The sequence below is a fragment of the Bacillus coreaensis genome, assembly GCF_050586445.1.
Lineage (GTDB): Bacteria > Bacillota > Bacilli > Bacillales > Cytobacillaceae > Robertmurraya_A > Robertmurraya_A coreaensis.
Genome location: NZ_JBOCCY010000002.1, coordinates 363,520 through 383,766, shown reverse-complemented (window position 1 = coordinate 383,766; position 20,247 = coordinate 363,520). Strand labels below are relative to the sequence as shown.

22 protein-coding genes are annotated in these 20,247 nt (G+C 39.6%); all 22 read right to left on the bottom strand.

What is annotated here, in order from left to right:
• Positions 1-9 precede the first annotated feature (9 nt).
• A complete protein-coding gene (gene hslU, locus ACQ5H4_RS05110; RefSeq protein WP_430773903.1) occupies positions 10-1,416 on the bottom strand; it encodes an ATP-dependent protease ATPase subunit HslU in 1,407 nt (468 codons plus the stop codon).
• Between the two features lie 10 nt (positions 1,417-1,426).
• Complete coding sequence (hslV, locus tag ACQ5H4_RS05105) at positions 1,427-1,969, bottom strand: ATP-dependent protease subunit HslV (protein WP_160545606.1); 543 nt, start codon at positions 1,967-1,969, stop codon at positions 1,427-1,429.
• A gap of 17 nt (positions 1,970-1,986) precedes the next feature.
• Positions 1,987-2,889, bottom strand: coding sequence for a tyrosine recombinase XerC (xerC, locus tag ACQ5H4_RS05100; protein WP_430773902.1), 903 nt, complete (start codon positions 2,887-2,889; stop codon positions 1,987-1,989).
• 61 nt (positions 2,890-2,950) lie between these two features.
• Positions 2,951-4,258, bottom strand: coding sequence for an FADH(2)-oxidizing methylenetetrahydrofolate--tRNA-(uracil(54)-C(5))-methyltransferase TrmFO (trmFO, locus tag ACQ5H4_RS05095; RefSeq protein WP_430773901.1), 1,308 nt, complete (start codon positions 4,256-4,258; stop codon positions 2,951-2,953).
• A gap of 164 nt (positions 4,259-4,422) precedes the next feature.
• Positions 4,423-6,498: a type I DNA topoisomerase gene (gene topA, locus ACQ5H4_RS05090; RefSeq protein WP_430773900.1), complete on the bottom strand. Its 2,076-nt coding sequence runs from the start codon at positions 6,496-6,498 to the stop codon at positions 4,423-4,425.
• Positions 6,499-6,807: 309 nt separating this feature from the next.
• Positions 6,808-7,680, bottom strand: a complete 873-nt coding sequence (gene dprA / locus ACQ5H4_RS05085) for a DNA-processing protein DprA (protein ID WP_430773899.1) — start codon at positions 7,678-7,680, stop codon at positions 6,808-6,810.
• Positions 7,681-7,757: 77 nt separating this feature from the next.
• On the bottom strand, positions 7,758-8,660 hold the full coding sequence (gene sucD, locus ACQ5H4_RS05080; RefSeq protein ID WP_430773898.1) for a succinate--CoA ligase subunit alpha: 903 nt from the start codon (positions 8,658-8,660) through the stop codon (positions 7,758-7,760).
• A gap of 15 nt (positions 8,661-8,675) precedes the next feature.
• Entirely contained in the window at positions 8,676-9,833 is a 1,158-nt protein-coding gene (gene sucC, locus ACQ5H4_RS05075) for an ADP-forming succinate--CoA ligase subunit beta (protein ID WP_430773897.1), read from the bottom strand.
• 218 nt (positions 9,834-10,051) lie between these two features.
• Positions 10,052-10,339, bottom strand: coding sequence for a FlhB-like flagellar biosynthesis protein (locus ACQ5H4_RS05070; protein WP_430773896.1), 288 nt, complete (start codon positions 10,337-10,339; stop codon positions 10,052-10,054).
• Complete coding sequence (locus ACQ5H4_RS05065; RefSeq protein WP_430773895.1) at positions 10,336-12,093, bottom strand: hypothetical protein; 1,758 nt, start codon at positions 12,091-12,093, stop codon at positions 10,336-10,338. Before ACQ5H4_RS05065 ends, ACQ5H4_RS05070 begins: the two co-directional genes overlap by 4 nt.
• A gap of 20 nt (positions 12,094-12,113) precedes the next feature.
• Positions 12,114-12,887: a ribonuclease HII gene (rnhB, locus tag ACQ5H4_RS05060; RefSeq protein WP_430773894.1), complete on the bottom strand. Its 774-nt coding sequence runs from the start codon at positions 12,885-12,887 to the stop codon at positions 12,114-12,116.
• Between the two features lie 87 nt (positions 12,888-12,974).
• Entirely contained in the window at positions 12,975-13,850 is an 876-nt protein-coding gene (gene ylqF, locus ACQ5H4_RS05055; protein ID WP_430773893.1) for a ribosome biogenesis GTPase YlqF, read from the bottom strand.
• Between the two features lie 16 nt (positions 13,851-13,866).
• Entirely contained in the window at positions 13,867-14,418 is a 552-nt protein-coding gene (gene lepB, locus ACQ5H4_RS05050; RefSeq protein WP_430773892.1) for a signal peptidase I, read from the bottom strand.
• 186 nt (positions 14,419-14,604) lie between these two features.
• Positions 14,605-14,949, bottom strand: a complete 345-nt coding sequence (gene rplS, locus ACQ5H4_RS05045) for a 50S ribosomal protein L19 (RefSeq protein ID WP_430773891.1) — start codon at positions 14,947-14,949, stop codon at positions 14,605-14,607.
• A gap of 136 nt (positions 14,950-15,085) precedes the next feature.
• Positions 15,086-15,832: a tRNA (guanosine(37)-N1)-methyltransferase TrmD gene (gene trmD / locus ACQ5H4_RS05040; RefSeq protein WP_430773890.1), complete on the bottom strand. Its 747-nt coding sequence runs from the start codon at positions 15,830-15,832 to the stop codon at positions 15,086-15,088.
• Positions 15,829-16,347 carry a ribosome maturation factor RimM gene (gene rimM, locus ACQ5H4_RS05035; protein WP_430773889.1) on the bottom strand — a complete coding sequence of 173 codons (519 nt, stop codon included), beginning with the start codon at positions 16,345-16,347 and terminating at the stop codon, positions 15,829-15,831. Before rimM ends, trmD begins: the two co-directional genes overlap by 4 nt.
• Before the next feature lie 17 nt (positions 16,348-16,364).
• Positions 16,365-16,751, bottom strand: coding sequence for a YlqD family protein (locus ACQ5H4_RS05030; RefSeq protein WP_430773888.1), 387 nt, complete (start codon positions 16,749-16,751; stop codon positions 16,365-16,367).
• A gap of 67 nt (positions 16,752-16,818) precedes the next feature.
• Positions 16,819-17,049 carry a KH domain-containing protein gene (locus tag ACQ5H4_RS05025; protein ID WP_430773887.1) on the bottom strand — a complete coding sequence of 77 codons (231 nt, stop codon included), beginning with the start codon at positions 17,047-17,049 and terminating at the stop codon, positions 16,819-16,821.
• 10 nt (positions 17,050-17,059) lie between these two features.
• A complete protein-coding gene (gene rpsP / locus ACQ5H4_RS05020; protein ID WP_066053190.1) occupies positions 17,060-17,332 on the bottom strand; it encodes a 30S ribosomal protein S16 in 273 nt (90 codons plus the stop codon).
• Between the two features lie 109 nt (positions 17,333-17,441).
• Positions 17,442-18,794 carry a signal recognition particle protein gene (gene ffh, locus ACQ5H4_RS05015; protein WP_430773886.1) on the bottom strand — a complete coding sequence of 451 codons (1,353 nt, stop codon included), beginning with the start codon at positions 18,792-18,794 and terminating at the stop codon, positions 17,442-17,444.
• Between the two features lie 13 nt (positions 18,795-18,807).
• Complete coding sequence (locus ACQ5H4_RS05010; RefSeq protein WP_430773885.1) at positions 18,808-19,125, bottom strand: putative DNA-binding protein; 318 nt, start codon at positions 19,123-19,125, stop codon at positions 18,808-18,810.
• Positions 19,126-19,254: 129 nt separating this feature from the next.
• A complete protein-coding gene (gene ftsY / locus ACQ5H4_RS05005) occupies positions 19,255-20,247 on the bottom strand; it encodes a signal recognition particle-docking protein FtsY (protein ID WP_430773884.1) in 993 nt (330 codons plus the stop codon).

Below are 20,247 nucleotides of genomic sequence, written 5' to 3'. Positions count from 1 at the left end.
ACCCATGTATTACAAAATAAATTGACTTAAGTCTTTATTACGTGAAATAGGACCGAGTTTCTCTTCTACGTATTGTGGTGTGATTGTGATTTTTTCCATTGTGATATCCGGTGCCTCGAAGGACAAGTCCTCTAGAAGCTTTTCTAAGATGGTATGCAACCTTCTTGCACCAATGTTATCCGTATTTTGATTTACGTCATAAGCAACTTCTGCAATCTTACGAATAGCATCGTCAGAAAATTCAATTTCTATACCTTCAGTCACTAACAATGCTTGATATTGCTTTATTAGTGCATTGTCAGGTTCAATTAGTATTTTATAAAAATCGTCTACCGTTAGCTTTGTTAATTCTACTCTAATCGGAAAACGACCTTGAAGCTCTGGTATTAAATCAGACGGCTTGGCGATATGGAAAGCACCAGCAGCCATAAATAGAATATGGTCTGTTTTCACTGATCCATACTTCGTAACAACCGTTGAACCTTCAACAACCGGAAGAATATCTCGTTGTACTCCCTCTCGAGATACATCCGCCGACGATCCGCCTCCGTTTTTACTAGCAATTTTATCAATTTCATCAATAAAGATGATTCCTGTTTGCTCAGCACGGAACACAGCTTCTGACGTGACTTCATCCATATCTATCAGCTTTGCGGCCTCTTCATTCGTTAACACCTTTCTAGCATCACGAACCGAAAGCTTCCGTTTTTTTCGTTTTTTTGGCATTAAGCCACTTAGAGCATCTTGCATGTTCATTCCCATTTGCTCCATGCCTGAACCTTGAAGCATATCAAACATAGATGGCTGCTGTTCTTCCACTTCAACAGAAACCATTTCATTTTCAAGCTCACCCTTAGAAAGCTTTTCAGCAACAACCTTCCTTTTTTCAACGATATTCATGTCTTCAGTAGGTGTTGGTTCTTGTTCCTGTGCACCACCTCCACCGAATAGCATCTCTAAAGGATTTTTATAGCCTGTTGATTTTTTCGCAGAAGGTACCAACATGTCAACTAAGCGTTTATTTGCATTTTCCTCTGCTCGCTCTTTCACTTTTTGCATCTTTTCTTCTTTTACAAGCCTAACTGATGTTTCAACGAGATCTCTTACCATGGATTCAACATCACGACCCACGTAGCCCACTTCCGTAAACTTCGTAGCTTCTACTTTTACAAACGGAGCTGAGACGAGCTTTGCCATTCGCCTAGCGATTTCTGTCTTTCCAACACCCGTTGGTCCAATCATTAATATATTCTTAGGATTGACTTCATCCCTTAAACTTTCGTCAAGCAAACTACGTCGGTAACGATTTCTCAGAGCAACCGCTACTGCTTTCTTTGCATCCTTCTGCCCAATGATATACTGATCCAATCGTTCAACAATCTGACGTGGGGTTAGATTTGTCCCTTTAGTGACCATTCGATCCCTCCTAAAGCTCTTCAACGATAATATTGTGATTTGTATATACGCAAATTTCAGCGGCAATTTCAAGGGAAGCCTTTGCGATTTCCTTTGCCGTTAGATGCTCTCCAGAATACTTCTTTAATGCTCTTCCCGCAGATAGTGCATAATTACCACCTGATCCAATTGCAAGGATTCCATCATCTGGTTCAATGATCTCTCCCGTACCAGAGACCAATAGCATATCCGTGTCGTTCATTACAATTAGCATCGCTTCAAGACGTCGAAGTACTTTATCGCTTCGCCACTGTTTCGCAAGTTCAACAGATGCCCGTTGCAGATTGCCATTATACTCCTCTAACTTACTTTCAAACATCTCAAAAAGGGTAAAAGCATCAGCAACAGAGCCGGCAAATCCTGCTAGTACTCTGCCGTTAAATAACTTTCTAACCTTACGAGCTGTGTGCTTCATCACGACAGCATTGCCGAAGGTTACTTGACCATCTCCAGACATGGCACATTGACCATTATGACGAACAGCAAAAATAGTTGTTGCATGAAATTGCGTCATATTACTCCTCCTAAAGCTTAAGCCCGGGGGTGGTGGGCCATATATGTTTTTCGCAAGTAATCATTTGTAACATGTGAATAAATTTGTGTAGAAGACAAGAACGAATGCCCTAAAAGTTCTTGTACACTCCTCATATCTGCTCCATTATTTAGGAGATGTGTCGCAAAGGAGTGTCTTAGCTTATGCGGATGGATGGACCCGTTTAAAGATGATTTTTTTATCATTCGATCGAGTATATGTCTAACTCCGTTTGTTGTAAGTGGTTCTCCACGAAAGTTAACAAATACGGAATCATGTGAATGCTTTTCTCCAAGAAGTGCTTTTCTGCCGTTGTTGATATATGTATCAATAGCCTCTTGAGCAAAGCTACCAAATGGAATATATCGATCCTTTTGGCCCTTCCCATGAACAAGTACCGTTCCAATGTATAAATCAATATCTTTTAAACGGAGCTGACAGCATTCACTAACGCGCATTCCTGTAGCATATAAAATTTCTAACAAAGCAAGATCCCTTTGTCCGATAGGAGTATCAACTTCACAACTCGAAAATAAAGCTTTAAGCTCCTCTTCATAAAAAAAGTCGGGCAATCTCTTTTCTTGCTTAGGCATAATCACTTGTGCAAAAGGATTATTCTTTAGAAGATTATCTCTTAATAAAAACCGGTAAAAGCTTCTCATACTAGATATTTTTCTTGCGACAGATTTTCTAGACAAGTTCTTTTCAAAAAGCTTCGTTAAATATAGCCTAACATCGGAGTACTCGACATCAGCATAATTTGCTAACGATTGCTCCCTCATAAAAAGAGTAAAATCCCTAACATCAACTTGATAATGCTCAATTGTATATTGTGAATAATTTCTTTCTATTTGTAAATATTCAAAAAATAACTTTGCTGAAACGTTCACATCTTCTGACAATATTCGTCACCTCACAAAGGCTACTAAATCGTATCACACTTCACAAACCCTTGCAAGCAATTTACAAATTTTTCACAAAGTTCTGAATTGTTTCTAAAGCCCGATTAGCATGTTGCTCAGCTCTTTCCTTTTTCCCTCGGATTTTAGTCGGTAAATCCGGGAACAAACCAAAGTTTGCATTCATCGGCTGAAAATTCTTTGCGCTTGCATTCGTAATATATCTTGCCATACTTCCGATTGCTGTTTCCTGAGGGAACACAATCAGCTCTTCACCTTGCACAAGTTTGGCTGCATTTAGTCCAGCAACTAATCCACTTGCTGCAGACTCCACATAGCCCTCTACCCCTGTCATTTGACCAGCAAAGAATAAATCCTTACGATTTTTGAATTGATACGTAGGTTCTAGTACTTTAGGTGAATTAATAAAGGTATTACGGTGCATCACACCATACCTTACGATTTCAGCATTTTCTAAACCAGGGATTAATGAAAGGACTTCTTTTTGAGGTCCCCACTTCAAATGTGTCTGAAATCCAACAATATTATAAAGTGTACCTGCAGCGTCATCTTGTCTCAGCTGAACAACAGCAAATGGACGCTTCCCTGTTTTGGGATCCTCAAGACCAACTGGCTTCATCGGACCAAATAGCATCGTTTTCTTACCTCTGCTAGCCATTACCTCAATCGGCATACAGCCTTCAAAGAAAATCTCCTTTTCAAACTCTTTCAAAGGAACTGTTTCTGCTGTAACAAGTGCTTCGTAAAAGCGATCAAACTCTTCTTCGGTCATCGGACAATTTAGATAAGCTGCCTCCCCTTTATCGTAACGGGATTTTAAATACACCTTATCCATATCAATACTGTCTTTTTCAATGATTGGTGCTGCAGCGTCATAGAAGTATAAATATTCTTCACCCGTTAATTCTTGGAGCTTAGTTGAAAGTGCAGGACTTGTTAAAGGTCCAGTCGCTATGACAGTAGGTCCCTCTGGGATTTCTGTAATTTCTTCATTAATGACAGTTACATTAGGATGATTTTTTACTTTATCTGTTACATGTGCTGCAAATTCATGACGATCCACTGCAAGCGCTCCACCTGCTGGCACTGCACAAGCATCCGCAGAAGCGATAATAACAGAGTCTAACTTTCGCATTTCTTCCTTCAGGACCCCGACTGCATTTGTTAAATTATTAGCACGAAGGGAGTTACTACAAACCAACTCAGCAAATTTATCTGTATGATGTGCTGGAGTTTGCTTCACTGGCCTCATTTCGTACAAGCGAACCTTTATCCCTCTTTTTGCAAGTTGCCAAGCTGCTTCGCTTCCAGCTAAACCTGCTCCAATAACATTCACTGTTGCATCTATCATTTTATGAACCTCCAATAGCTCGTATGTATCTTTTTTTTGTATTAGTTTCTCCATATTCCTTCTGCATTTTACACTACGTATGAAAAAGTATAAAGTTTCACGTTTTAAGTTTTGAAAGCGAAAGTGCTTTTACGCAATAAAAAGAGTGAGCATAGTGCTCACTCTTAGCTTTGTGGCTCTTCCTTGTAGTCACAACCAATGCATTGAACTTGGACACCTTTTTTAAGCTTCTTCTCAATCAATAGTGATTCACATTTCGGGCAATTTCTAGGCAGCGGTTTATCCCATGAGATAAAATCACATTCTGGGAATGTATCACAGCCATAGAAAATTCGACGCTTTTTACTTTTTCTTTCTATTATATTTCCAGTCTTACAATTTGGACATTTTACACCGATATCCTTTACGATTGCTTTTGTGTTACGACAATCCGGAAAATTGCTGCATGCCATGAACTTTCCGTAACGGCCCATTTTATAGACCATCTCATGTCCACACTGCTCACAATCCTCACCAGCAGGCTCATCTTTAATTTCAACCTGCTCCATTTCTTTTTCGGCCTTTTCTAAATGCTTTTCAAAACCTCGATAAAACTCATCGATGATCCGTACCCATTTTGTTTTTCCTTCTTCAACATTATCTAAATCCTGTTCCATTTTTGCGGTAAACTCGACATCTAAGATATCTGGGAAGAATTCTACCATGAGTTCATGCACGATCTCTCCAAGTTCTGTTGGAATAAATCGTTTATTATCAAGAGTAACATATCCACGTTTTTGAATAGTATCTAATGTTGGAGCAAATGTCGATGGTCGACCAATTCCTAGTTCCTCCAACGTCTTAACTAATCTAGCTTCCGTATATCTTGGAGGTGGTTGGGTAAAGTGTTGTTTCGGTTCTATGTCCTTTTTGAGGACCGTATCGCCTTCCTTTAAATCAGGCAGCATTTTGTTCTTGTCCTCTGTTTGATCATCTGTTCCTTCAACGTACACCTTCATAAAACCTGGAAACTTAACCTTTGATCCGGTTGCTCTAAAGATTACCTCTCCATTTTTCAAGTCCACACTCATCGTGTCCATCACAGCCGGGGCCATTTGGCTAGATACAAAACGCTCCCAAATTAACTTATAAAGCCTCAATTGATCTCGTGACAAGAATTCTTTCATACTAGCAGGGTCACGTAGCGTACTTGTTGGTCTGATCGCTTCATGAGCATCTTGAGTGTTTGCACCTTTTTTTTCTTTACGCTTTTCCTCTGGTAAAAAATTGGTGCCGTAAGTTGACTCAATATACTGACTTGCTTCTGTTTGAGCTACTTCAGAAATTCTAGTTGAATCTGTTCTCATGTATGTAATTAACCCGACGGTGCCTTCTTTTCCTAAATTGATCCCTTCGTACAGCTGTTGGGCTAGCATCATTGTCTTTTTTGCTCGGAAGTTTAATTTTCTAGCAGCCTCTTGCTGAAGAGAAGAGGTAGTAAAAGGAACCGCTGGATTTCTTTTACGTTCTTTTTTGGTCACAGAGGTTACTTCGAATTTATTCCCATTCATTTTTGCTAAAATCGCCTTTACCTCTTCTTCTGATTTTAGCTCCATTCGCTTATTTTCTATACCATAGAAGTCAGCTTCAAAACCTGTTGTTCCCTTTAAAAATTCGCCTTCAATCGTCCAATATTCTTCAGGAATGAACTCTTTAATTTCGTTTTCTCGGTCAATAATTAAACGTACAGCTACTGATTGAACTCGACCTGCGCTAAGCCCTTTTTTTACCTTTTTCCAAAACAACGGACTAATATTATAGCCAACCAAACGGTCTAAAATTCTACGTGCTTGCTGGGCGTCTACTAAATCCATGTTAATTGGTCTTGGATGCTTAAAAGACTCTTTAATCGCATCTTTCGTAATTTCATTAAAAACTACTCGGCAATCCGAATGGATGTCCACATCAAGCGTATGAGCTAAATGCCAAGCTATCGCTTCCCCTTCACGATCCGGGTCAGCCGCTAAATAGATTTTCTTTGCTTTTTTTGCTGCGGTTTTTAATTCCTTTAGAACCGGGCCTTTTCCGCGTATAGTAATATACTTTGGTTCGAACTCATGTTCCACATCCACTCCCATCTGACTTTTGGGAAGATCGCGAACATGCCCCATCGACGCCTTAACTTTATATTTTTTTCCTAAGTATCTTTCGATCGTCTTCGCCTTTGCTGGCGACTCAACGATTACTAAAAACTCCGACATCTATTGTCCTCCTCAAGAGGGATTATATAAAAACTTTACTGATTGAATGTTTATTGTAAATATTCATTATTATTAAACTATTTATTGAAACTTGTCAAATATAACGTAAACGGTTTCAGCCTGTTAAATTTAAAATTTGTATCCTTATTTTCGAACTACTGTTGCAAAATGTATAACAGTTTGAGCGATATTTCAACCTTTTTCATAAAAATATATAAAAAATTGGTGAAAAAGTATGGTAAATCGATGACATTTCTCTTTTCCATACCTTTTTGTCATCATATGTGAAGTTCATCCGAATTACAAACATTATGCATAAAATAATTCATTTAGTATGTCTTCATGGCTTCTAACCAGCTTTGCTCCTTGCTGAATAAGATCATTCGTTCCTGTCGAATGCTGACTAAAAATATTTCCTGGCAAGGCAAACACCTCTCGTCCTTCATGAACGGCAAAATTCGCGGTGATTAACGAGCCGCTTTTTCTTTTTGCTTCTATTATAAAGGTGCCTTTTGAAACGCCACTAATAATTCTATTTCTCATTGGAAATTGCCACCGTGAAGGAGTCGTATTAGGGGGATATTCGGAGATCATTAGATGGTTTTTCATAATACTAAGAGCAAGCTTCTGATTCGTTTGTGGATATATATGATAGATACCACCGGCAATGACCGCTATCGTTTTCCCTCCCAACCGAATAGCTGCTTCATGCGCAAGCGTATCAACACCTAAGGCTAATCCACTAACGATAATAATTCCCTTTTCAATCAGCGGTGGAAATAACCGATCTATTGCTCTTTTTCCATACTCTGTTGCTTGTCTAGAGCCGACGACAGCAAGCTTGGTTTGCTTCCCAAGCAGAGAGATATCTCCCTTAGCATACAATACCCATGGAGGCTGATATGTTTCCTTTAATAATTCAGGATACGCAGAATCAAAGTAAGTAATAATCTCAATATCATTTTGTTGATAATGGCGTATTTGTTCCAGTAAAGCTGGTGAATGAAGATCTTCGATTAAAGGTTGAATGATAGATGAAGGGATTTCATGGACTTGATAGAGGAAAGTTGGGGAATATAATTCTTTCAACTCGGGATCATTTTTTAAAATATAGTAAACCATTTTCCAGCCTATGCCACGACAATGAAGCAAATGGCACAATCGCAATGAAAAAGATTCCAAAATAAATACCTCCTTTATAAATAGTATTTTAATAATATCACAAATAGCCCCTCTAAAAAGAGGGACTATTTGAATTTTTAGTGAGTTTTACATTGATCGTAAAGATCTTTTTCTTTTAATACTTTTATTAAAGTTTCACCCATAACTGAAGGTGTATCAGCCACTTGAATTCCGCACTCATTCATCACACGAATCTTTTCATCAGCTGTTCCTTTTCCACCAGAAATAATCGCACCAGCATGGCCCATACGCTTTCCTGGAGGGGCAGTACGACCACCGATGAAACCAACTACCGGCTTAGTCATGTTTGCTTTTACCCACTCTGCTGCTTCTTCTTCAGCAGTTCCACCAATTTCACCGATCATTATTACGGCATAGGTTTCTGGGTCTTCATTAAATGCTTTTAATACATCGATGAAGTTTGTTCCGTTAACAGGGTCCCCACCAATACCAACTGCTGAAGATTGGCCAATACCTGCTTGTGATAATTGATGAACCGCTTCGTACGTAAGGGTTCCAGAACGTGATACCACGCCAACATGGCCCTTTGTATGAATATATCCTGGCATAATACCAATCTTACACTCATCAGGAGTAATAACACCTGGGCAGTTAGGACCAACTAGGCGAGTCTTTTTCCCTTCCATGTAGCGTTTTACTTTTACCATATCTAATACTGGAATATGCTCAGTGATACAAATCGCTAAATCAAGATCAGCATCAACCGCTTCTAAAATGGCATCAGCAGCAAATGGTGCAGGCACGTAAATAACAGAAGCATTCGCTCCAGTAGCTTTTACAGCATCTGCAACCGTGTTAAATACAGGTACACCCTCTACCTCTGTACCACCTTTACCAGGTGTTACCCCAGCAACAATTTGCGTACCATATTCTAACATTTGTTTTGTATGGAAAAGGGCTGTCGAACCAGTAATCCCTTGAACTATCACTTTAGTATCTTTATTAATAAATACGCTCACGTCAATTCCCCTTCCTTATACTAATGAAACGATTTTTTGTGCGCCGTCAGCCATAGATTCAGCAGCAATAATGTTGATATCTGATTCAGCAAGAATTTTCTTACCAAGTTCAACATTTGTTCCTTCCAAACGAACAACTAAAGGTACGTTTAGACCAACCTGCTTAGCAGCTTCTACAACACCAGTAGCAATAACGTCACACTTCATAATTCCGCCAAAGATATTTACAAAAATACCTTTTACATTTTTATCAGAAAGGATGATTTTGAATGCTTCTGTTACCTTTTCAGCTGTTGCTCCGCCCCCAACATCAAGGAAGTTTGCAGGATCTCCACCGTAATGCTTTACGATGTCCATTGTAGCCATAGCAAGACCAGCACCATTAACCATACAGCCAATGTTTCCGTCTAAAGAAATATAGCTTAGGTCGTATTTGGATGCCTCAATTTCCTTTGCATCTTCCTCGTCAAGGTCACGATACTCTAACACGTCTTTTTGACGGTATAATGCATTTGAATCAAAATTTAACTTTGCGTCTAACGCCATTACATTTCCATCACCTGTTACAACAAGCGGGTTAATTTCGGCGATCGAGCAATCTTTTTCAACAAATGCTTGGTATAAGCCCATCATAAACTTAACTGCTTTATTTACTAATTCTTTTGGAATATTAATATTAAATGCAATACGACGAGCTTGGTAGCCTGTTAACCCAACTACCGGGTCAATCACTTCTTTGAAGATCTTCTCAGGAGTTTTTTCTGCTACCTCCTCGATTTCTGTACCACCTTCTTCTGAAGCCATTAATACAACACGTGAAGTGGCACGGTCTAGTACTAAACCAATATAGTACTCTTTCTTAATGTCACAGCCTTCTTCAATTAATAGACGCTTTACTTCTTTGCCTTCAGGACCAGTTTGGTGAGTGATGAGTGTTTTTCCGAGAATTTCGCTCGCATATGTACGGACTTCATCCAAGTTTTTGGCAACCTTAACCCCACCTGCTTTTCCACGTCCACCTGCATGGATTTGGGCTTTTACTACACAAACTTGTGTTCCAAGTTCCTTTGCAGCTTCCACCGCTTCTTCAACTGTAAATGCTACCTTCCCATTTGGAACAGCAACCCCGTATTTTCTGAGGATTTCTTTCCCTTGGTACTCATGGATATTCATTTCCCATCCTCCTTTTAATCTTGCTTTTGGCTATTGCAGCAATAAAGATATTCTACACTTTTTCCTGCAATCCTGCCTGCTTTCATTTTTCCCTTTGGTCATTTTATATCTTAAAAAACAAGACTGCGCTTTCATTTTATATAACAACACATACCTTGTCTACTATTTCACACAAAATATTAAATTATTCAGAAATAAAAAAATAAAAGAAGTAGGATTTAAGATTTACTTTTTCCTACTTCTTTATCTGTACGATAAACAAATGCAAACACTTCGGCCACTACTTGATACAGCTCTTCTGGGATGCTGTCATTTATATTTAATTTACTTAGTAACTCAATTAACGTTGGGTCTTCTTGGATTGGAATATTATTCTCTTTTGCCTTCTCTAGAATATTATCAGCTACTATTCCTTTTCCTTTCGCAATCACCTTTGGCGCTTCACTTTTTGTTGCTTCATAACTTAAGGCAACCGCTTCTTTTCTTTTATGTTTTTCAACTATCATATCTTTATATCCACTCCACTATAAGATGAGGTCAATGGACTAGAAATGCTTGCTTTTTTCGTTTTAACAGCAACTCTATCAGCCTGGGTTTGAAAGCTAACATTCGAAAGCTGGTAATCTAGCTTTTGTAAGCTATCTTTTAAACTTGCTAAATAGGGGGCAGAAAGTTGTTTAATATTTTCATGATCATTGATAATTGTAATTTTCATGATTCGATTCTGAATTTGCATATCGATGATCGTCTCATTCATGTTCTCTAAATCTAAGTAAAAGAGGACACGACAATAGTTTGGATCAATCTTCCCATTGGCGTCCTTTCTACCATTCCACTGAATAGTAAGATCAGTTTGCTTATTCATTAAAGCAAGTGGAATCTGCATGACAATTTGCTGGACTGGAGTTGTATCCGACGACATGAGTTGTATCCCTGTTAACCGGTTCAATAAAGCTTCTGCTGAATCCTTTACCTTGGTCGGAATATCTTCATTTAATAATTGAATCAATAATGATTTCACATTCTCCACTTTTGAACCTTCATCTGATACTTTTCCTTTTATCATATCAAATGACTCAGATTCATGAGAAAGTCCTAGCGTTTGTATGCCTGATTTTAACAATGATTTAAATTCTTCTACTGGCTCACTTTCTACCTGTGAAAGTACCGTTTGCAACTGCTGTGTCACTTCTTTATTAAAAGCTTTATTAGCTTCTATTCCTTCCTTACTCACTAGGGAGGAAACTCCTTCGTCAAATGTGGCCGAATCCATATTTGGTGATAACAAGTTGAACAGTTGCTTTATCGTTTGATTGCTTACACTAGAATCCTTGAGGATCCCACCGATCCAGTTTTTCAATACTGTTGATACATCTTTTGTATTTCCTGCTGCTATCAGTGCCGAAACTTGTTTTGCCGTTGAATCCATTCCAGGTAACTGAACCTGTTCTTTGCCTGCTGAAAGTCCTGTTAGCCTTTTAGCAGCTTGATGCAAGATGTTTTGTTCATCCTCAATAGGTAGGAAACCCATTTGCTGCAACGCTTTCAATGACTGTTGTGAGGCGAACGGGTCCTTCGCCTGAGTCCACCCTCTAACAATCTCTTGTAGCACTTGAGCAGAAAGCTTTTCTTTCCTTGTTTGAATATACGGTTCTATCGCCTCTTTTAAACGTCCCCCTGTTTGTGGCAGGGTACCTAGAGCGTCTAGCTCATTTTTGAGAGATGTTATGACCGCATGAAACGGAGGGCTTTTTATCGTCGATCTCATTGCCTCAATCGTCGCCTTTGTTAAAGGCAGTTCCCGACTGATCAACTGCTTAATTGCCTCCAAGTCCTCCTTCGTCATTGTTTTCCCTTGAAATAAGCTGTTTGCCATAGAAATGGATTCTTTTGTGATAGGAAGCTGCTCACTAAGAAAAAAACGTAATATCGCGGAACTCGTTTTTGTTTCAGGGATGGAGAACTGCTTTAATAGTCCTTCTAAATTGGCATTCCCTGTCCCTTTTCCTTCCGTAAGTACCTTAAGATGAACCTGTCCTTCTCCTTGTTGTACTTGAAACCAATATCGTTCCCCTGCTGTAAGCGGGATTTCTAACTGTGCGATTACCTTTTGAGAACCCACTTGTACTTCTGCAGTTTGATTAGGAAAAAGCTTCAATACCTTTCCTTGAAATACTTGTCCAGCCTGAAAATTTTGTTTGTTTCCCTCTATAGAGTGCGGCCGATTAATCATTGTTTGAACAAGATCGGCTTGTATCAAGTGAGTTCCTCCTCTCTAGTTTATCGATTGTTTAACTCTTTAACAGGTGCGAACGATCTTCTGTGATGCGGAGTGGCACCATAAAGTTGTAACGCTTCAACATGTTCCTTTGTTCCGTACCCCATATTTTGTTCAAATCGGTATTCTGGGTAACTTAAGGCAATTTCTTTCATCATTCGATCTCTTGTGACTTTTGCAACAATGCTAGCAGCAGCAATAGAAATGCTTTTGCTATCCCCTTTAATAATGGCTTCAGATGGGACTGGGGCCGTTAGCTTCATGGCATCCACTAATAGGAAATCAGGACTGATATGTAATTCATTTAAGGCCGCATACATCGCCTTTTTAGTTGCCTCATAAATATTGATTTCATCAATTTCCTTTGCTTCAATAATTCCCACACCGATGGAGACAGCAGCTGTACGGATTAATTCATAAAGCTCCTCACGCTTGGTTTCCGTCAATTTTTTTGAATCATCAATTCCTAAAATTTCAAAGTCGTCTGGTAAAATAACTGCCGCAGCAACGACTGGACCTGCAAGCGGGCCCCTTCCAACCTCATCGATTCCTGCGATATAAGTAAAACCTTGACTTTTATATAATCTCTCATATTCACTCATTGTGATTAACTTAAGCCTCGCCTGCTCGAGCAACGCTTTTTTTTGCATCCACTTCTTTACTAATTGCTGTACGCCCTTTCTACTATCTTTTTGAATATCAATAAGAAAAGGGTCTCTTTCATCCTCAACGGTTTCTATCTTTGTTTGAATTTCATCAATCGTTAATCTGTTCAAAACAAGTACGTCCCTTCACTACTTATATCTTTTATATCGGTATATTATAAAAAAAATAAAGCCTTCTTCGAAAAGAAGGCTTCCCATTTACTCTTCTAAATTACTTGTAACAAGGTCTGATGGTCTTTCTAGCGTAATAGGACCAAATAGCTCAGAGCGAAACTCTCGGATAACTAATTCAGCTACCTTGTCATAATCTACCTCGCCACCGCCCATGAGACAGCCTCTACGCTTTCCAATTTGATCGAAGAAGTCCACTATATCCTCAGGGATATATTCAAGCTGAAAACGTTCCTTCAAGCGCTCTGGATATTCACGTTCTAAGAAACGAAGTGCATATACACATATATCCTGCAAATTAAGAATTGTATCTTTTATGGCCCCTGTTAGAGCAAGCTTTGATCCTACTTCTTGATCCTCGAATTTTGGCCATAATATACCCGGTGTATCTAAGAGTTCTAACTCTTTGCCTACTTTGATCCACTGTTGGGCTTTTGTTACACCTGGTGTATTCCCAGTCTTTGCAATGTTCTTTTTCGCTAGTCGATTGATAAGCGTCGATTTCCCTGCATTTGGAATCCCGACAATCATTGCTCGAATCGCTCTTGGTCTCACAACACCTTTTGCTTTCATACGATCAAATTTTTCTTTTAAAATTAATTCGGATGCGGAGACTATTTCTTTCATCCCCACTCCAGCCTGAGAATTAATCGCCAGTGCCTTTATTCCTTTTTTGTCAAAAAACTGAATCCAGTCTTTTGTAATCCTTGGATCTGCCATATCCGCCTTATTTAGCAGCACTAACCTTGGCTTGTGCTGAATAATTTCATCTATCATTGGATTTCTAGAAGAATACGGTATTCTTGCATCCACTAATTCGAATATGATGTCAACAAGTTTTAGCTTCTCCGTGACCTGCCTTCGTGCTTTTGCCATATGCCCCGGAAACCATTGAATCGTCATGGGTGCAGCCCTCCTTCTATTTCACTATTTTCACGTCTTCAATCGGCCAGTAAATCACGCTCGTATTTCCTAGAACCTTCTCCATTGGGACGGTTCCAATATGACGACTATCTTTACTGAATCTTCGGTTATCTCCCATCACAAATAAGTGTCCATCAGGCACGGTTTCTTGTCCGATAATTTCTTCTAATGTAAAGGGCTCAGTTAAAGGACCATCTACTACTTGCTTTTTAAATTCATCTAGGTACGGCTCCTCATAAGCTTTCCCATTTACATAAAGTGTATCATCCTTGTATTCAATTTTATCTCCTGGTAAACCAATCACTCTTTTTATGTAGTCTTTATTTTCAGGGGCATGGAACACGATAATATCAAAGCGTTCTGGTTCCCCAATTTGATAGCTAAATTTATTCACAATCATACGGTCTTGATCTTGTAATGTCGGCATCATGGATAACCCGTCCACGACTATCGGTGCAAATAAGAAATAACGAATAATTGCTGCTAATAACACCGCAATGATTAGTGCCTTTGTCCATTCCCATAGTTCATTTTTGCTCTTTGCCATAACGCATCCCACCAATCACTGTTCTTTTCATTTATCTCTCGCCGTTCAGCTTTATTTTACAGTATCGGTATTTATTATACACGTAATAACTCCTAGATAGACTACGAAAAAGGAGCTTGTATGACAAGCTCCTTTCGCATTTGTCCAGCAACTGTCCATTTATCATGAAACGGTCGCTTTTCTTTTTTATCGGATTTCTTTAATACGAGCCTTTTTACCACGTAGGTTACGTAGGTAATAAAGTTTCGCACGGCGTACTTTACCGCGACGGATCACTTCAAGCTTCGCAATTTTTGGTGTGTGTACTGGGAATGTACGCTCAACACCTACACCATAAGAAACTTTACGTACTGTGAAAGTTTCGCTAATTCCACCACCACGACGCTTAATCACAACACCTTCATACACCTGAACACGCTCACGAGTACCCTCGATAACTTTAACGTGTACACGTACAGTATCACCAGGACGGAAAGCAGGAAGATCAGCGCGAAGTTGTTCTTTTGTGATTTCTTCGATTAATTTTTGCATCGTTTTCAACTCCTTCCAACAGACGCTCATGCATTACTGAAGCATATACTGATTGCAGCGGAACATCGTTATAAGACTGAACTATTTGTCACAGTCACAAAAAATATCATAACATATATATTAATGAACTTCAATACTATTTCTTTTGATTTTCAAACTCTAGCAACCATTTTTTCTGCTTTTCTGTAAGGTCAAATGTCTCTAATAAATCTGGACGTCTTTCAAACGTCCGCTTAAGAGACTCTTTCTCTCTCCATTCATCTATTAAGCGATGATTTCCTGACGTTAATACTTCTGGAACTTTTAACCCGCGAAAATCAGCTGGTCTCGTATAATGAGGATGCTCTAATAAACCTGTGCTAAAAGAATCTTGTAAATGGGATTCTTCTTTCCCTAGTACGTTCGGAAGCAGACGAACTACACTATCAATAATAACCATGGCACCAAGCTCTCCACCCGTTAATACAAAATCACCAATTGAGATTTCATCTGTCACTACATGCTGCCTAATGCGCTCGTCATATCCTTCGTAATGGCCGCACACAAAGATAAGATGCTCTTCCTTTGATAGCTCCTCCGCCTTCTTTTGGTTATAACGCTCACCTTGTGGACACAGTAACACCACACGTGGTGGCTTCGTCGTTTTGGCGTGTTCTTGACAACTCTTAACGGCATCAAAGATCGGTTGCGGCTTCAAGACCATTCCTGCTCCCCCGCCATAGGGGTAATCATCCACCGTCTGGTGCTTATTATCAGCAAACTCTCGAAAATTGACAATATTGTACCGGGCAGACTGCTGTTCCACCGCTTTTTTTAAGATCGATTGTCCTAACACCCCATGGAACATTTCAGGAAACAGGGTTAGTACATCTATGTTCATCATGATAGCAGCCCTTCCATTGGCTCAATTAAAACGATCTTTTCCTTCACATCCACCTTTTTTACAATCTGCTCGATATAAGGAATGAGAATTTCTTTTCCACCTTTGCCCTTTATGACCCATACATCATTTGCTCCAGGTGTTAGGATCTCTCGAATCTTTCCAATTTCTTCCCCTTTTGTAGTGAACACGAGACAGCCAATAATTTGGTGGAAGTAAAATTCGTTTTCCTCTAGCTCACCTTGTTGCTCCTCTGTGATCTTCAGAACTCCACCCTTCATCGGCTCCACATCATTCATATTCGGGTAACCATTAAAGGTTAATAAATCAAATGATTTGTGCTTTCGATGGGACTCAACAGTCAGCTTAATTGGCTCCGTTGAGTTAGGCATAAACAAATAAACGTGATTACCTGGTTTGTACCTTTCATCAGCAAAGTCAGTTTGAGATATCACTCGGACTTCCCCTTTGATCCCATGCGTATTTACAATCTTTCCAACATTAAACCATTTTTCCATATCATCTTCACCTCAAACTACCGAATTTCATCAACGATTCCGTCCTTGATGATAATCGTTTTTTCAGTCTGAATATCCTCCCAAGCGTCACCTACATTTACTTCTACGATTGCTTGGCATTCCTTTTCCTTTAATTCGCTTCCTAAAGGTAGCATATGTAATTGTTCTATTTTAAAATCAAGCAGCTTAATCTTTTCTAATCTTGTATGAATCTCATTTTCGAATCGATTCTTAAATGTGTTCACGGTCATTTTCTTAGATTTTTCAAGCTTCCTCATTTCAAAACGAAGCTGTTCTGATTCCTTCTGAAGTTGGCTTTTCTCAAGTTCAAACTTGCTTAGCAATACTTGTTTGCTAGTTTCCGTTAATACTTGCTTTACCACGACGGTTTGAAGAATGTTCATGGACCGCATCTCCCTTCAGAAATAACTACGAAAAAAGGAGGGTTGTCCCCTCCTTCTTCAGTAGCATTTATTCAATAATTTCTAGGTAGACTTTCTTCTGCTGTGATGCTCCTGCTGAATAGACAACAGTTCGAATAGCTTTTGCAACACGGCCTTGTTTTCCGATTACTTTCCCCATATCTGTTTTGTGAACAGCTAGCTGATAAGTAATTTTTTCGGCTTCTTCTAGCTCGGTTACACGAACTTCGTCTGGAAGATCAACAAGCGCCTTGACAATGGTTTCGATGAGCTCTCTCATTATCTGCAGATTACTTGCTTAATTTTGCATTATGGAATTTTTCCATAAGGCCTTGTTTAGAGAACAAGTTACGAACTGTGTCAGATGGCTTCGCACCGTCTTGTAACCACTTTAATGCTAAGTCTTCGTTGATATCAACGATTGCTGGCTCAGCAACTGGGTTGTAAGTTCCAACTGTTTCAATGAAACGTCCATCACGTGGTGAACGAGAATCTGCTACTACAATACGATAAAAAGGAGATTTTTTTGCTCCCATACGCTTTAAACGAATTTTTACTGCCATTTTAAATAAGCACCTCCGAATAGTTTCACACAAGATAGTATAATATCAATTGTTTTTTAGTTTGTAAAGTCTTTTTTCTTGTCACTATTATTTTCCTGTAATTTCGGCATCAAAAAGGGTTAAACGGAAGCTTAAATCCGCCTTTTTTCTTGCCCTTTGCCTGCATACCAGACATCTGCTTCATCATCTTCTTCATGTCTTCAAATTGCTTTAATAGACGGTTTACCTCCGGTACAGAAGTTCCGCTTCCCTTTGCAATCCGCTTTCTGCGTCCAGCATTAATGATTTCTGGATGAGTTTTTTCTTCCTTTGTCATCGACTGGATGATCGCTTCTACATGAGAAATTTGCTTTTCATCGATTTGCAGATTATTCAGGCCTTTAATTTTGTTCGCACCAGGCATCATCTTTAAGAGTTCATCAAGTGGTCCCATATTACGAACTTGTCCAAGCTGATCTAAAAAGTCATCAAATGTAAACGAAGCTGTACGCATTTTTTGTTCAAGCTCTTTTGCCTTCTCTTCATCGACATTTGCCTGAGCTTTTTCGATTAATGTTAAGACGTCGCCCATTCCAAGGATTCGTGAAGCCATTCGTTCTGGGTGGAACGGCTCAATCGCATCCATTTTCTCCCCTAAACCGATAAATTTAATCGGTGTATTCGTTACGGAGCGGATAGAGAGGGCGGCACCTCCTCGAGTGTCTCCGTCGAGCTTCGTTAAGACGACTCCTGTAAGCCCAAGCTGTTCATTAAAGCTCGAAGCCACATTTACAGCGTCTTGACCAGTCATCGCATCGACAACAAGAAAGATTTCATCAGGGTTTGCGAGTTCTTTAATCTCTTTTAGTTCTCCCATAAGGGCTTCATCGACATGCAAACGACCAGCTGTATCAATTAGAACGTAGTCATGATGGTCCTCTTTCGCCTTTTGAATCGCTTGTTTCGCTATTTCAACCGGACTTACTTGATCACCAAGTGAAAATACCGGCATGCTGAGCTGCTTTCCAAGCGTCTCTAGCTGCTTAATGGCAGCAGGACGATAAATATCGGCCGCAACTAATAACGGGTTGCGGTTATATTTTTTTCGAATCAGGTTGGCAAGCTTTCCAGTGGTCGTCGTTTTCCCGGCCCCTTGCAATCCCACCATCATAATAACGGTTGGGGGACGATTAGAAACAGCAATTTTGCTTTGCTCTCCACCCATCAAGGTTGTCAGTTCTTCTTTAACCACTTTAATTACCTGCTGTCCAGGTGTTAAGCTTTGCATGACTTCCTGACCAACAGCACGCTCGCTTACTTTTTTGACGAACTCTTTTACAACCTTAAAGTTAACGTCCGCCTCTAAAAGTGCTAAGCGCACCTCGCGCATCATTTCTTTAACATCGGCCTCATTGACTTTCCCTTTGCCGCGAATTTTTTGGATCGTATTTTGCAGTCGGTCGGCTAATCCTTCAAATGCCATCTTAGGCCGCCTCCTAATCTAATTTCTCAAGCTGCACTACTAGCTCTAGCTGTGTGTCATCTGATAAAGAATCCTTTAGCTTTACTAGCAGCTTATTCCGCTCCTGAAATTTATGGAATAATAATAGCTTTTCCTCGTATTCCTCAAGCATCGCTTCTGTTCGTTTAATATTATCATAGACCGCTTGACGACTGACATTGTACTCATCAGCAATTTCGCCTAGCGAATAGTCGTCCAAATAATACAGGGACATATAGCTTTGCTGCTTAGGAGTAAGTAATGACTGATAAAAGTCATACAAATAATTCATCCTATTTGTTTTCTCCAGCATCGCTCATCCCCCTTTGTTAAGTGAAAAGCCTTTACATACTTTAGTTTACACAGAGAGTCGTTTAATGTCAAGGTAGACCATGTGTGTCAAAGAAAAAGCCCGGGTATTTTTAACCCGGGCTTTACTCGTTTACTCTTCTACTTCTTTATCAACTAAGTCTGCAAACAATCCGTACACGTATTGTTCGGCATCAAACTGTTGAAGGTCATCCATTTTTTCACCTAGACCTACAAACTTCACTGGAATTTTCAGCTCATTACGAATGGCTAATACAATTCCACCTTTTGCGGTTCCATCAAGCTTTGTTAACACAATTCCGCTTACATCTGTCGCTTCCTTGAATGTTTTTGCTTGAACCATCGCGTTTTGACCAGTCGTAGCATCAAGAACAAGGAGTACTTCATGAGGGGCACCAGGAATTTCACGTTCAATAACACGCTTTACCTTTTCAAGCTCCTTCATCAGGTTCACTTTGTTTTGAAGTCGTCCAGCTGTGTCGCACAATAGAATATCAGCGTTTCTTGATTTGGCTGCTTGTACAGCATCATACATAACAGCAGCAGGATCGGAGCCAGCACTTTGCTTAATCACTTCCACTCCAACTCTTTCTCCCCATACCTCAAGCTGTTCAATTGCCCCTGCACGGAAGGTGTCTCCCGCAGCTAACAATACTTTCCTACCTTCACTTTTATATTTATGTGCAAGCTTTCCGATTGTCGTTGTTTTTCCGACACCATTTACTCCAACGAACAAAATAACGGTTAGGCCCTCTTGGATATTAATCGTATTAACTTCTTCTTCCTCATCACCCTTATAGATGTCCACAAGCTTTTCAGAGATGACGGCCTGAACGGCTGCTGGGTCTTGAATGTTTTTACGTTTGACTTCCATTTTTAATTCATCAATGAGTTCCATGACGGTATCAAAGCCCACATCAGCCCCAATTAAGATCTCCTCAAGCTCCTCGAAAAAGTCTTCGTCAACTTTCCTGTAGCGAGCAACAAGATCATTAACTTTGCCAGAAAAGTTGTCTCTTGTTTTTGTTAAGCCATCCTTAAACTTTTCGGTTACTGAATCTGTTTGCTTTGTAATTTTTTCTTTTAGCTTTTTAAAAAAACTCAA

Coding starts and splice junctions, on each gene's coding strand:
- hslU (WP_430773903.1), bottom strand. CDS start 1,416: ATGGTCACTAAAGGGACAAATCTAACCCCACGTCAGATTGTTGAACGA.
- hslV (WP_160545606.1), bottom strand. CDS start 1,969: ATGACGCAATTTCATGCAACAACTATTTTTGCTGTTCGTCATAATGGT.
- trmFO (WP_430773901.1), bottom strand. CDS start 4,258: ATGATAGATGCAACAGTGAATGTTATTGGAGCAGGTTTAGCTGGAAGC.
- topA (WP_430773900.1), bottom strand. CDS start 6,498: ATGTCGGAGTTTTTAGTAATCGTTGAGTCGCCAGCAAAGGCGAAGACG.
- sucC (WP_430773897.1), bottom strand. CDS start 9,833: ATGAATATCCATGAGTACCAAGGGAAAGAAATCCTCAGAAAATACGGG.
- ACQ5H4_RS05070 (WP_430773896.1), bottom strand. CDS start 10,339: ATGATAGTTGAAAAACATAAAAGAAAAGAAGCGGTTGCCTTAAGTTAT.
- ylqF (WP_430773893.1), bottom strand. CDS start 13,850: ATGACGATTCAATGGTTTCCGGGGCATATGGCAAAAGCACGAAGGCAG.
- lepB (WP_430773892.1), bottom strand. CDS start 14,418: ATGGCAAAGAGCAAAAATGAACTATGGGAATGGACAAAGGCACTAATC.
- rplS (WP_430773891.1), bottom strand. CDS start 14,949: ATGCAAAAATTAATCGAAGAAATCACAAAAGAACAACTTCGCGCTGAT.
- trmD (WP_430773890.1), bottom strand. CDS start 15,832: ATGATGAACATAGATGTACTAACCCTGTTTCCTGAAATGTTCCATGGG.
- rimM (WP_430773889.1), bottom strand. CDS start 16,347: ATGGAAAAATGGTTTAATGTTGGAAAGATTGTAAATACGCATGGGATC.
- ACQ5H4_RS05030 (WP_430773888.1), bottom strand. CDS start 16,751: ATGAACATTCTTCAAACCGTCGTGGTAAAGCAAGTATTAACGGAAACT.
- ACQ5H4_RS05025 (WP_430773887.1), bottom strand. CDS start 17,049: ATGAGAGAGCTCATCGAAACCATTGTCAAGGCGCTTGTTGATCTTCCA.
- rpsP (WP_066053190.1), bottom strand. CDS start 17,332: ATGGCAGTAAAAATTCGTTTAAAGCGTATGGGAGCAAAAAAATCTCCT.
- ffh (WP_430773886.1), bottom strand. CDS start 18,794: ATGGCATTTGAAGGATTAGCCGACCGACTGCAAAATACGATCCAAAAA.
- ACQ5H4_RS05010 (WP_430773885.1), bottom strand. CDS start 19,125: ATGCTGGAGAAAACAAATAGGATGAATTATTTGTATGACTTTTATCAG.